Origin of the sequence: Prevotella pectinovora, assembly GCF_000834015.1 — a bacterium.
Taxonomy (GTDB): Bacteria; Bacteroidota; Bacteroidia; order Bacteroidales; family Bacteroidaceae; genus Prevotella; species Prevotella pectinovora.
This window is the reverse complement of sequence record NZ_JXQI01000083.1, coordinates 21,757-34,689: the sequence shown is the minus strand read 5'-3', so window position 1 is coordinate 34,689 and position 12,933 is coordinate 21,757. Positions and strand designations below refer to the sequence as shown.

General features: G+C 49.4%; 8 protein-coding genes, 2 tRNA genes and 1 pseudogene. 7 read left to right on the top strand and 4 right to left on the bottom strand.

All coding sequences use genetic code 11. The features are described from left to right. Positions 1–322: 322 nt before the first annotated feature. Positions 323–2,803, bottom strand: coding sequence for a M1 family metallopeptidase (locus ST42_RS12105; RefSeq protein ID WP_044073664.1), 2,481 nt, complete (start codon positions 2,801–2,803; stop codon positions 323–325). A gap of 457 nt (positions 2,804–3,260) precedes the next feature. Here ST42_RS12105 and ST42_RS12100 point away from each other — a divergent pair, with 457 nt between their 5' ends. The 5 genes from ST42_RS12100 (at position 3,261) to ST42_RS12080 (ending at position 8,505) form a co-directional block, all read left to right on the top strand. Beyond that, the gene (locus ST42_RS12100) at positions 3,261–3,857 is read left to right on the top strand and encodes an FKBP-type peptidyl-prolyl cis-trans isomerase (RefSeq protein WP_044073663.1); all 597 of its coding nucleotides are present in this window, start codon (positions 3,261–3,263) and stop codon (positions 3,855–3,857) included. A 118-nt stretch (positions 3,858–3,975) separates the two neighbouring features. Then, positions 3,976–5,052 carry a chorismate synthase gene (aroC, locus tag ST42_RS12095; RefSeq protein ID WP_044073660.1) on the top strand — a complete coding sequence of 359 codons (1,077 nt, stop codon included), beginning with the start codon at positions 3,976–3,978 and terminating at the stop codon, positions 5,050–5,052. A 343-nt stretch (positions 5,053–5,395) separates the two neighbouring features. Further along, positions 5,396–8,227 (top strand): excinuclease ABC subunit UvrA, encoded by a 2,832-nt coding sequence (gene uvrA, locus ST42_RS12090; protein ID WP_044073659.1) that lies wholly within the window; start codon positions 5,396–5,398, stop codon positions 8,225–8,227. 90 nt (positions 8,228–8,317) lie between these two features. Continuing rightward, positions 8,318–8,393 (top strand) — tRNA-Thr (locus tag ST42_RS12085). 39 nt (positions 8,394–8,432) lie between these two features. Beyond that, positions 8,433–8,505, top strand: a tRNA-Gly gene (locus tag ST42_RS12080). 223 nt (positions 8,506–8,728) lie between these two features. On the opposite strand, the gene ST42_RS12075 is transcribed toward ST42_RS12080, so the two are convergent. Together ST42_RS12075 and ST42_RS12065 are read right to left on the bottom strand one after the other, a co-directional pair. Further along, positions 8,729–10,168 (bottom strand): amidophosphoribosyltransferase, encoded by a 1,440-nt coding sequence (locus ST42_RS12075; protein ID WP_044073669.1) that lies wholly within the window; start codon positions 10,166–10,168, stop codon positions 8,729–8,731. Positions 10,169–10,624: 456 nt separating this feature from the next. Beyond that, positions 10,625–10,825, bottom strand: a pseudogene (locus ST42_RS12065) (prolyl oligopeptidase family serine peptidase); the annotation flags it as partial. Between the two features lie 204 nt (positions 10,826–11,029). Between ST42_RS12065 and ST42_RS12060 the strand changes: the two are divergent. Beyond that, on the top strand, positions 11,030–11,578 hold the full coding sequence (locus ST42_RS12060) for a hypothetical protein (RefSeq protein ID WP_156137000.1): 549 nt from the start codon (positions 11,030–11,032) through the stop codon (positions 11,576–11,578). Between the two features lie 645 nt (positions 11,579–12,223). Then, positions 12,224–12,484, top strand: coding sequence for a hypothetical protein (locus ST42_RS12055; RefSeq protein ID WP_156139367.1), 261 nt, complete (start codon positions 12,224–12,226; stop codon positions 12,482–12,484). Here the strand turns inward: ST42_RS12055 and ST42_RS12050 are convergent. Then, the gene (locus ST42_RS12050) at positions 12,442–12,771 is read right to left on the bottom strand and encodes a hypothetical protein (protein WP_044073654.1); all 330 of its coding nucleotides are present in this window, start codon (positions 12,769–12,771) and stop codon (positions 12,442–12,444) included. The genes ST42_RS12055 and ST42_RS12050 overlap by 43 nt on opposite strands. Between the last annotated feature and the right edge of the window lie 162 nt (positions 12,772–12,933).

Sequence of the window (12,933 nt, the reverse complement as noted above, 5' to 3'; positions counted from 1 at the left end):
CGATATCGAAATTGTCTAGTATTTCTTTGGGAAGAACTAGACGGGCTAATTGTTCAAGCATGTTCATAATGCAAAGATACAAAATACTATGAAATAAAAAACACCCCCAGTACTTTTCCGCTGACCCCCGGCATTGCCGACAAACAGTCTGAAAAACGCTACAATTCATCACATTTTCGGAACACCAAGTACTCGCAATTCAGCATATTCGCTTTGGGGTAAACCGCATAAGCCGAAAATTCCCCCTGGCGTGGGGAACGAAACCCCACATTAGGGGGTTATGTTCCCCACGCCAGGGGGGAATATATGGATGGACTTATTATTATCTGTTCAGAAGCCAGAAGGCATTCTCGTTCAGCTTGTTCATCAGCTTCTGAGGATAGCCTGGATGCTGACGCACGAAATCTTTCACCATCTCTGCCGCCTCACTGCTGCGATGGCCGCCGAGCAGCGAACCGAGCCAATAACCGGGGAAGAATATGTCGCTCGTGCGCTGCACGTCGATCAGAGCATCAAGTCCGGGAGTGATGTACCTGTTGTTGAAAGGTTCCCTCGTGCGGTCGTTGAGCAAGGCGAGGAGCGATGCTGTCCAGGGTTCCGGCTGACGATTCTCTGCCTTGAGGACAGACTGGAACAGTGCCTGCTGCTTATCTGTGTCAGGCGTGCAGGCACGGCTGACAAAGTCGAACTGCCTCAACTCATCCACATTTGAGAGTCTCTTGCGCTGCTCCGCCAATATCTCGTCACACTTCTGAGGCATCATTATTGCCAGGCGATAAGCCATGCCATTGTAGTCGTTCTTGTTGAGCAGCTTGTCGGTGCTGCCTTTCCACACAGCATATAAGGAGTCGGCTATCTCGCCACCCTGACATGAAGCATAAAGCAGACGGACGAGACGCTGTCTCACCGAAGGTATGGCGTTACGCCTGTATTCTGCCCACATCATCCTCTCGTTTATGCTGCGCTCTTCGCTATCCATCCTGTCGATGGCATTATTCCAGTAGCCGGCAAGCTGAGAGGCTATCATGGCGTTATTTTCTTTCACTATCCATTGCCTCATGGTATTGGCATACTGACGGGCCCCTATCCTATGGGCGAGGAAGTTCTCGTTGAGAGTCATGGCGAGGGCGAAACGCTGCAGTTCGTCAGCCGGTGCTTCCAGCGCCGTGGTGTCGGCGGCATCCGCTGCCATGAGCGGTTTGCCGGAACGGTCGTTTAGCACGAACAGTCCGTATCCTCTGCCATCAGCATTCAGCAATACGTTCTGCGGTTTCCCACCTGTCTCAATCTCCACGGTGCCGCTCTGCATGTCTACGGGAACGAACTCGCTCCTCACTCCCCCATTGCCATCGGCGAAATCAAGACGCACATTGAACTGCTGCTGCCATACGAGTCCGCGATGCTGCGGATCTTCTTGTTTCACAATGAGCCTGCCGTCTTTCCACTCTGCCGACACTGTTGGCATACCGCCACATTTCACCCATGTCTCGCTAAACTGCCTGATGCCACACTGCGGCGCTTTGTTGTCGAGGATGTCGATAAGCTCATCCCATGTAGCATTGCCATAGGCATACTGATGCAGATATTGGCGGATCCCGTCTCTCAGCGCCTCCTCTCCCATCTGCTGCTCCAGCTTGCGCATCATGACTGGTGCCTTGCAGTAGATGATGTTGCCATAGAGCAATCCAGCCTGGTTGAGGTTGTCGAGAGACTGCTGTATGGGATGCGTACCGGGAGTACGGTCTGTTGACAGAGCCCTCGCCTGATACATACGCAGGAAGTTCAGGTCGTGGTTCACATCGGGGTATTGCTCCCTGGCTACCTTTGCCGCAAAGAAATTGGCGAACACCTCTTTTGTCCACACGTCATTGAACCAGCGCATGGTCACCATGTCGCCAAACCACATGTGTGCCGTTTCGTGGGCTATCAGCTCCAGACGTGTCTGCTCCTCCTCTGGTGTGGGGTGTTTGCCGAGGAATATCTCGTGGTCGGTGAACTGTATCGCTCCGGGATGTTCCATTCCGCCGAACTGGAATCCGGGGAGCACCACCATATTATATTGGCTGAAAGGGAGGGGTATGCCGGTATATCTTTCAAACCACCTTATGGAGTGGTCGGCAATGTCGAACACCTTGTCGAGCTGCGCCACCTTGTCGGGGTCGGTCTCCCGGTAGAGTGCCTTGATGGTACGGCCGCTGCGTTCTGCCTTCTTGACGCTGAACTTTCCTGCCACGAAGGAGAAGAGATATGTAGGGATAAGCTGGTCGGTGACTGATGACACCGTCTCCCACCCTTCCGGCACATCGAGTTTCAGCTTGAACACAGCCTTGAGGTCAGGCTGGTCGAAACATGGGAATACCGAACGGGCATGGTCGGGAACGAAAAGCGTGTAGAGATAGTCGTCGTTGCGGTTGAGCGACTTGTCGCCGCTGGTGAACGCCACGTCTACGGCATTCTCACCGTTTTTCAGCCAGCTCTCTTTCAGTATGATATGCTCGCTGCGCCATTCGGCACGCCTCTTCTTGCCGTTAACTGTCACCACACCGCCATACTGTCCGTCGGCTCCCTGAAAATCGAGTTGCAGGTCGTCGCCGCATTTCTTATACGTAAACTTGATGACGGCAGAGCCTGTCACCTTTTCTTTCCGCGAAGCGGGAATCCTGAACTTCAGGTCGTAACACAGATTGCCGACTGCCGCCCGCCGCTGCTCGGCGAGCTTTTGGCTCACTCCCGGTTCTATCTCCACGGCACCTGCCACCATCGAACAGAGCAGCGCCATACATGCAATGATAAGTTTTTTCATAGAATTCTATTTTGTATACAAACAAGTTTTGCAAAGGCAAGCTCACCTATGCATGACATCCAGACGATATTCTGCATCGGTTGGCATTACCTAATGCAAAGATAATACATTTCAAAAAACAATGCTACAAGAAAACGATTTAAATAAGAATTATCAATGTTTCGCAGGTTACCCTGTCTACAAGAAAAGTTGAGGAAACGACGAAAGACAAGGTGTCACGACTATGGTCTGATGCCTGGAAATGTAAATAAATACACATTTCCCTCGCAAAATCGTTTTTTTACATTACCTTTGCATACTGCATTGCCCTGATCAGCCCCAGACGGTCATCAGGGCTGGCATGGATTCTGATTTTTCAGAAGAGTGGATTTTTTTCAATGAACAATAGCGGCTATTGCAAAATAGAAGCAGACAAAAAACATCTCATACAGACAAAAAAACAATTATATATACGACAATGGAAAATAAGAAAAACATGTATTTCGCCGTGGCTTACAAGCTTTATACAAATGAGAACGGCACAGAGGCAATGGTAGAAGAGGCAACAGCAGAAAAGCCATTCCAGTTCTTGAGCGGATTCGGACTGGCTCTCGACGACTTCGAGAACACCATCGTGGCTCTCAACGACGAGCAGAAGAACGACTTCGACTTCACGCTCACCAAGCAGCAGGCATACGGAGAGCATGAGGCAGAACGCGTGTTGAACCTCGACAAGGAGATGTTCTGCATCGACGGCAAGCTCGACACCGATAATATATACAAGGATGCCATCATTCCGCTGCAGAACGAGAACGGACAGCGTTTCCTCGGCAAGGTGCTGGAAATCGGCGACGACAAGGTGACAGTAGACCTCAACCACCCTCTGGCCGGCAAGGATCTGCACTTCGTAGGCTCTATCGTTGAGGCAAGAGAGGCTACAAACGAGGAGATACAGACCATCATCAACCATCTGAGCGGTGGCGGATGCAGCGGCTGCGGTGGTGAATGTGGAGGCGACTGCAACTGCAGCGGCGACTGTGGCAGCAATAACGGCGGTTGCGGCGGCTGCCACTAATCAGAAGGATTTGACAATACCCCCAGACGGTCATCAGGAATACTATAAGCAGTTGTAGAATATCACATCGTTTTGGGATGACACCTTGATGACCGTTTGGAAACAAATCACCAGACACATGCGTAACACTTTCGGCAACATATTCACACTTACGACTTTCGGGGAGAGCCATGGAGAAGCCGTGGGAGGAGTGGTGGACGGTCTGCCTGCCGGCATCGACATCGACATCGACTTCATCCAAAGCGAGCTCGACAGGCGCCGGCCCGGACAGAGCAGCGTGACAACAAGCAGGAACGAAGCCGACAGAGTGGAAATTCTGAGCGGCACGTTCGAGGGAAAGTCTACGGGATGCCCTATTGGTTTCATCGTGAGAAACACCAACCAGCATTCCGCCGACTACGACAACATGCGCGACCTGTTCAGGCCATCGCATGCCGACTTCACATATTATAACAAGTATGGCATAAGAGACTATCGCGGCGGCGGCAGATCATCGGCACGCATCACCATAAGCAGATGTGTGGGAGGAGCATTGGCAAAACTGGCCCTGAAGAAGATCGGAGTGGAAGTTGTGGCATACACATCGCAGGTGGGCAGCATTGCCCTCGACAACGACTACACCAGGTATGACCTGACACAGGTGGAGAGCAACATCGTGAGATGTCCCGACGCAGAGAAGGCGAAACTCATGGAGAGCCTCATCGCCGAAGTGAAGAGCTGTGGCGACACCATCGGAGGCACAGTGACGTGTGTGATAAGGAATTGTCCGATAGGCATCGGCGAACCGGAGTTCGACAAGCTCAACGCCATGCTCGGATATGCCATGCTCGGCATCAACGCCGTGAAGGGAATTGAGTTCGGATCGGGATTCGAGGGAGTGACGCATCGCGGCAGCGAGATGAACGACATCTTCTATCCCGAAGACGAAAAGATAAAGACGCGGTCTAACAACAGCGGAGGTATACAGGGCGGAATTTCCAACGGCAACGACATATTCTTCCGGGTGGCGTTCAAACCTGTAGCCACACTGCTTCAGAAACAGGAAACCATCGACAAAGACGGCAATCCCACTACATTCAAGGCAAGCGGCAGACACGATGCCTGCGTGTTGCCAAGAGCGGTTCCGATAGTGGAATCAATGGCGGCAATGGTGATTTTAGACCAATTTTTGTATAATAAAACAACAAAATTATAATTTTTAACTATTCTGATTAAAAAAACAGCCATTATTGTTTTGGCATTCAAATATTTGCAGTATATTTGCAATCGACAAGCGGGTGCTTGTGAAAGTACCGATTGTCTAATTAAGTCTAGTTTAGTTTTTGTGTTGGTTGAGGGCGGTCAATTGATCGCCCTCTTTTTATGCTTTTGTCCATTCCAAACAACATCCATCATCCGCAAAACCATCAATCCTACCAAACGGCAGCCTGCACTCCCTCTTGCCGAAAATTGGAGTTAAAACACGCAAACACTTTGTCATATCAAGAAATAGAGTTATTTTTGCAGGAAATCACATCTTACTATACACAACAAGGATAATGAGTGGCAACATCTATATAAAGAACGCACAGGTGAACAACCTGAAGAATGTATCATTGGAAATCCCAAGAAACAAGTTTATCGTGATTTCCGGTGTCTCCGGCTCCGGCAAGTCATCACTGGCTTTCGACACACTGTATGCCGAAGGCCACAGACGATATGTGGAGAGCCTCTCGGCATATGCCAGACAGTTTCTCGGAAGGATGAGCAAACCGAAATGCGACTACATAAAGGGACTGCCACCGGCAATAGCCATAGAACAGAAAGTGATTTCCAAAAACTCTCGTTCCACAGTGGGCACAAGCACGGAGATTTATGAATACCTGCGGCTGCTCTTCGCACGCATCGGACACACCTTCTCGCCAATAAGCGGCAACGAGGTGAAACGACACACCGTGGAGGACGTGATAAACAAGGTGAAGACCTTCTCTGAAGGCACGCGCTTCGTGGTGCTCTCACCGGTGGTGAGAATCGCCGACCGCACTCTCTCGCAACAGCTCACGATGATCATGCAGCAGGGATACACACGAGTGTTCGTGAAAGGCGACTTCCAGCGTATCGACGACCTGCTCAACGATGACAAACTGGACGAGAACATAAAGGACGAGAACATCTGGACAGTGGTAGACCGCATAGCGTGGGAAAGCGACAACGATACGCTGTCGAGACTCACCGACTCAGTGGAGACGGCTTTCTACGAGGGCGACGGGGCATGCCGAATCGCCATCATGCCGGCAAACATAGTATATGATTTCTCAACTCGCTTCGAAGCCGACGGCATGACATTCGAAGAGCCGAGCGACGGCATGTTCTCTTTCCACTCCCCCATCGGAGCTTGCCCTATGTGTGAGGGATTCGGAATGGTGATCGGCATCGACGAGAAACTCGTGATTCCAGACTCATCGCTCAGCGTATACGACGGATGCGTGCAATGCTGGCACGGAGAGAAAATGGGCGAATGGAAAAAGGAATTCATCAGAAGAGCGGCAACAGACAAGTTCCCGATCTTCGAACCATACTACAAACTGTCGCAGAAGCACAAAGACTGGCTGTGGCACGGTCTGCCATCCGACAAAAGCAGAGACAAATACGACAGGGTGAGCATCGACGACTTCTTCCAGATGCTGAAAGAAAACCAATACAAGATACAATACCGCGTGATGCTCAGCAGATACCGCGGCAGAACGGTATGTCCGGAATGCCACGGCAGAAGACTGAAAAAGGAGGCAAACTACGTCAGGATACAGGGAATGAGCATCTCTGACCTCGTGGACATGCCTGTGGAGAACCTGAAGAAATGGTTTGACGAACTGAGCCTCAACGACCACGATGCCGCCGTGGGCAAACGACTGCTCACAGAGATAAAAAACAGACTGGGATTCCTTGTGGAAGTGGGATTGGGATACCTCACGCTGAACAGACAGTCTAACACGCTGAGCGGCGGAGAGAGCCAGCGCATCAACCTCACCACATCGCTCGGAAGCAGTCTGGTGGGATCGCTCTATATCCTCGACGAACCAAGCATCGGACTGCACAGCCGCGACACCTTCAGACTGATAAGCGTGCTGAAAGACCTGCAGGCTCTGGGAAACACGGTGGTGGTGGTGGAACACGACGAAGACATCATACGTTCTGCCGACCATCTAATCGACATCGGTCCTGACGCCGGACGACTCGGAGGCAGAGTGGTGTTCGAAGGCGACCCGCAGAAGATAACAAGCGACACGATAAAGAAATATCCCGAAAGCCACACCATCAGATATCTGCTCGGCGAGGAGCGCATACCAGTGCCTGCCAACCGACGCAGCTGGAACCTCTTCATAGGCTTAAAGGGAGCGAGAATGAACAACCTGCAGGGCATAGAAGTGAAATTCCCGCTCAACGTGATGACGGTGGTGACGGGAGTGAGCGGATCGGGAAAATCCTCGCTCGTCAAGGGCATACTCTTCCCTGCCCTGAAACGACAGCTCGACGAAGTGGCTGACATGCCGGGTGAATACTCATCGATATTCGGCGACATAAAGACGATAAAACACGTGGAGATGGTGGACCAGAACCCTATCGGCAAGAGCACGAGGTCGAACCCCGTGACATACACCAAGGCTTACGACGCCATCCGCCAGCTCTTCGCCGAACAGCCGCTGGCTGAGCAGATGGGATTCTCTTCAAAATACTTCTCGTTCAACGCCGAAGGCGGCAGATGCGAGGAATGCAAGGGAACGGGAGTGCTCACGGTGGAGATGCAGTTTATGGCCGACCTGGAACTGGAATGTGAGGCCTGCCACGGCAAACGCTTCAAAAAGGAAATTCTGGAAGTGAGATTTGCCGGAAAAAACATCGACGACATCCTCAACATGACAGTCAATGAAGCAATAGAATTCTTCACGGAAAACAACCAGAAGGACATCGTGAAGAGACTGAAGCCGCTGGAGAGCGTCGGACTGGGATATATCAAACTCGGACAGAACTCCTCTACCCTATCCGGCGGAGAGAACCAGAGAGTGAAACTGGCTTATTTCATCGGACAGGAAAAGGCTGACCCCACACTGTTCATCTTCGACGAGCCGACAACAGGTCTGCACTTCCACGACATCAAGAAACTGCTCAATTCGTTTGACCAGCTGATAAAGCGTGGACACAGCATCATTGTGATAGAACACAACATGGATGTGATAAAATATGCCGACCACGTGATAGACCTCGGTCCCGACGGCGGAAACAAGGGCGGACAGCTCGTATGCTGCGGCACTCCCGAAGAGGTGGCTGCATGCGAAAACAGCATAACGGGAAAATATCTGGAAAAAGTTCTTGACGACTCAAAAAAAGAATAGAAAAGCGACAAAAGATTTTGCTCGTCAAAAAATAATTGTTACCTTTGCACCACTTGTTCGGAACAGTGCCCTGTTCCGGGTGTTTAATCAGCCGATATGGCTCAGTTGGTAGAGCAACGCATTCGTAATGCGTAGGTCCCGGGTTCGAGTCCCGGTATCGGCTCCATAGCGATTAAACATAAGATAAACTAATGGGAAAAGATTTGCGATAATAGCTCAGTTGGTAGAGCACTAGCTTCCCAAGCTGGGGGTCGCGGGTTCGAGCCCCGTTTATCGCTCTTGTCACCATAGCATTCCCCACACTTCCATTCTTCTTATTCTTTCTCCAACGTATTGTATTACAGTATCTATAACAGCTGTACTTCTACAATCCTGAAATCCCTATGGATTACCGTTTGGGAATAATATATAATCAGCAAAAAAGCGACTTCCGAAAGAGAGTCGCTTTTTTACTACTATATACAATCGCTTGTCTATTCAAATTCATGAAGGAGGCTGCAATCAATCCTCGTCGGCAAATGTCTCGAGCGAGAACTGGCTGCTGCCATCGAAGCAGTGGGTACATACCTGACACTTCGGCAGACCGATAGCCTCGATGAGCTGTTCGATGGTATTGAACTTCAGAGTGGTGAGTCCCAGTTCCTTTGCTATCTCGTCCACCATACGCTTATACTCCGGAGAGTCGGTGGTGGCATACTTGTCGAGATTCTTGTTCGGGTCGCCCTCAAACTTCTGGATCATACGACGGGTGATAAGCTCCATATCACTCTTCGATGACGTGAAGTTGATGAACGGACATCCGTATACGAGCGGCGGACAGGCAATGCGCATGTGGCATTCCTTCAGACCAGCCTGATCGAAGAGCACCTTCACGTTGTCGCGAAGCTGGGTGCCGCGCACGATGGAGTCGTCGCAGAAGAGCACCTTCTTGCCCTGCAGCATCGCCTTGTTTGGGATAAGCTTCATCTTTGCCACGAGAGAACGCATGCTCTGGTTTGACGGAGTGAAGGAGCGTGGCCATGTAGGAGTGTATTTTGCTATGCAGCGCTGATAAGGCACATTCTTACCAGCCGCATATCCCATCGCCATTCCCGTTCCAGAGTCAGGAATACCGCTGCAGCAGTCCACCTCCACGGGGTCTGTCTTCGCCATGTTGAAGCCATTGTCGAAACGCGCCTGCTCCACGTTCTTTCCCTCGTATGTAGATGTGGGGAATCCGTAATACACCCACAGAAACGAACACACCTGCATCTTCTTGTTCGGTTTCCTTATCTGCTCCATACCGTCGGCGGTGAGCTTCACTATCTCTCCCGGTCCTACATTATATACTGTATCGAAATCAAGGTTAGGGAACGAGGTTGATTCGCTCGATGCCGCATATGCCCCATCCTTCTGTCCGATGATTATCGGAGTGCGTCCCCAGCTGTCGCGGGCGCAGATGATGCCGTGGTCGGTGAGCAGAAGCATCGTGCACGATCCCTTGATGTGCCGATACACGTTCTCTATACCCTCCTTGAAGGTCTTGCCCTGGATGATGAGCAGCGCCACGAGCTCCGTAGGGTTTGTGCTGCCCGACGACATCTCGGCGAAATGCATGTTCTTCTCCAGCATCTCGTTTGTCAGCTCATCCTTGTTGAGTATCTTCGCCACCGTGCAGATGGCAAATTTTCCCAAGTGAGAATTCATTATCAGCGGCTGTGCGTCGGTGTCGCTGATTACGCCGATTCCCGATGTAGCCCCCTCGAAGCGGTCGAGAGTAGGCTCAAACTTGGTGCGGAAATAAGAGCTTTCGAGATTATGGATAGAGCGCACGAAGCCCTTTTCCTTGCAAAATGTTGCCATACCACCACGGCGTGTACCGAGGTGAGAGTTGTAGTCGGTGCCATAAAACAGGTCTGACACACAGCTTTTCTTTGAAATTGTTCCGAAGATACCTCCCATATAAATATATTTGTTTGTTATTTTGTTTCCGTCTGCAAAGGTAATGAAATCTTCATTATTCATTCATCCGAATGTCATTTTTTATTTGAAGACATGATATAAATTTGTATCTTTGCAAAAGGAAACACTAAAAATGTCGAAGAAGCGAATACAATCATGACCTTAGACTTCTGAGACTATAATCGGAAACAAAATTAAAAATCTTTTACTACGTGTATTATCTGTCATCATCATCGCCGTGTCTGCACCCATGAGTGCGAACGCCTCGTCGGCTGCCGAAGGAAACTGAAGAACAATAACCGTATTTATCCCGAATCGAGGGATAACCCCAAACAATACACTGGCAGCAAGGACTGGAATCTGTTTCCTCTCTTGCTGCTTTTTTATCCCCCAATCGGTCAGCAGGACTTTCATTCAACCCAAATCGGTCATTAGGGCACAAACCGAAATCTGCCATTATTTCATCTTCATTCCCATGTTATACATTATGAAGCCGTAGATGTCGGCTGTCTCTTCCATCACCTTAGACAATGGTTTGCCGCCGCCATGGCCTGCCTTGCTGTCGATACGGATCAGGACTGGGGCCTTGCCTGCCTGACACTCCTGCAGACGGGCAGCGAACTTGAACGAATGGGCAGGAACCACACGGTCGTCGTAGCCAGGGCAGAAGCAATAAATAGTGTTTTCATTCGCATATAAATTTATAATGCAAACTTACTCAAAAATTCCCGAAATATAGTACATCGACGGAATAAATGCCGATATTTGAAAATATAATCTTACCTTTGCATTAACCATGACAACTGGCTCAGCAAATGTATAACACTTACTCACAAGCATAAAAAAGAAACACATATATATATGGAATTGAATAAAGACATCAAGAATCTGGAACAGCTGTTCCACACCGACCTCCACCAATACCTGCTCTCCATCGGAAAAGTGGACGAGCGTCTGCCTGAGGCTCCCGACATCGAGGAACTGTGGCAGAAAATCGGCGAGAGCTATCTGCCCGACGGGATGAGGGAGTTCAACGCCTACCCCACCGTGTCGCTCGGATGGATGATGTTCATCGGAATGGCGATAGCAAAATATTGGGACACCGACTGGGAACTCTACAGCAAAGTTGGCGACCTGTATAAATATCTGAGAGACCAGCGCGACTTCGACCACATGGACGACTACATCTGCGAGAAAGTGCTGCTGCTCGCCGAGGAGGACCACGCCATGATGACAAAGACCGTGGGCGAATGTGCCTCACGCACATACAACCTGCTCTACCACCAGCACCTCGAACCCGGCACTCCCGAGGCTTTCCAGGGTTATGTGTCTGCCCTCCACCAGATGTATCTCATGGGCATGTCGATGGAACTGAAACGCCTCGGCTACCACATGACGAAGCTGAACTGACAAACACGGGGCACAGGGCATCGTTTCAGGCAGAACCTCGGCAAATGTAAAGATTTTGCCATATCATCTGAAATCAAGCAAAAACTGTCAGATCATCAGGTTTTCTTCATAGCGCATTGGCATACAGGCAGTTAGCGGCCTGACAGTTGTTTTCAATTGTCTGGATGGTTTGAAACTGTCAGGATGATTTTCAACCGTATGAATGATTTGAAACTGTATGGATGGTTTTAAAACTGTCAGGAATTATCTGATGAGAGAAATTACATGTGTCGGCAGAATCTTGGAAACAGGAATATGGTATTACAACATTAACCCAAATCGGCCATTAGGGCTTGCTTGTATTTTGCTCTTTTAGAAGAGTGTATTTTGTTTGTCTTTTAATGAGTAATAGCGAGCTATTGCGAATTAAAAACAAGCAAAAGACGCCTTATAAAAGGCAAAAGGCAGCAAGCAGTCATGAAAAATAAAGTAAACGTCCTAATGACCGTTTTGGGTTAACTTATTGGGCAGACGTCTGACACAGATTCTGCCCAACTGGGGCAAGCACGTTGCCCATGATGGGCAAGCATCGTGCCCCGGTTGGGCAAGCAGCGTGCCCAATTTAACATACAAACGGTCATTATGGTGAAGTAGTGAAGTAAGCCGATGGAAAACATGGTGTATGCCAACCAGCAGCAATACTACGATGCAATTACTGCCAACAGCAATGCTGCCGACTCCGGACCATTCATCGACTTTATGCTTGGGGAAATACAGAAAGCTCTCGAAGCGCACAAGCGAGAACCGATAAAGAAAGTTCCTGATAAAATTCCTGATAAACTGTTACAGGCTTTCCCCGAAATGCAGAGTATGGCATGGAGCGGTTACATATTAATATATTTCACCGGATTCTGGCTTTTTCCATAAAAAGAAACCACGCTTTTCCCAACGTAAGGAGAATTCAAACATTTATTCCCTACAAATTCAATACGTCCCTCATACTTTGGATTGTCTGTATATTTCCAATCTTGAGGGATGTAGTCTTCTTTTACGATACCATCCACAACGGCAAGGACATGATTTGCTTTTGATGCCCTTTGCAAACTCATTTTCCAATACTTGCGTGTCATCTCATACAAATCTTCCCTATCTATTTTGCCTACTTTTAGGCAAATTATTGTGTCGCCGTCCTGTGGTATTAATTCTGTTCCCATCTTATCTGATTTTATTTTCTTACAAAGGTAAACAATTTTCTGATTCCTTCCAAATTGAAAGTAATTATGTAACCTCCCCCTAACCCCCTCTTTTCCTTTTCCTGCGCCATTTATGACTTTCGGACGTGACTTCGCTTACATAGGCAATCAATACCATTTGGA

Coding starts and splice junctions, on each gene's coding strand:
- ST42_RS12105 (WP_044073664.1), bottom strand. CDS start 2,803: ATGAAAAAACTTATCATTGCATGTATGGCGCTGCTCTGTTCGATGGTG.
- ST42_RS12100 (WP_044073663.1), top strand. CDS start 3,261: ATGGAAAATAAGAAAAACATGTATTTCGCCGTGGCTTACAAGCTTTAT.
- aroC (WP_044073660.1), top strand. CDS start 3,976: ATGCGTAACACTTTCGGCAACATATTCACACTTACGACTTTCGGGGAG.
- uvrA (WP_044073659.1), top strand. CDS start 5,396: ATGAGTGGCAACATCTATATAAAGAACGCACAGGTGAACAACCTGAAG.
- ST42_RS12075 (WP_044073669.1), bottom strand. CDS start 10,168: ATGGGAGGTATCTTCGGAACAATTTCAAAGAAAAGCTGTGTGTCAGAC.
- ST42_RS12060 (WP_156137000.1), top strand. CDS start 11,030: ATGGAATTGAATAAAGACATCAAGAATCTGGAACAGCTGTTCCACACC.
- ST42_RS12055 (WP_156139367.1), top strand. CDS start 12,224: ATGGAAAACATGGTGTATGCCAACCAGCAGCAATACTACGATGCAATT.
- ST42_RS12050 (WP_044073654.1), bottom strand. CDS start 12,771: ATGGGAACAGAATTAATACCACAGGACGGCGACACAATAATTTGCCTA.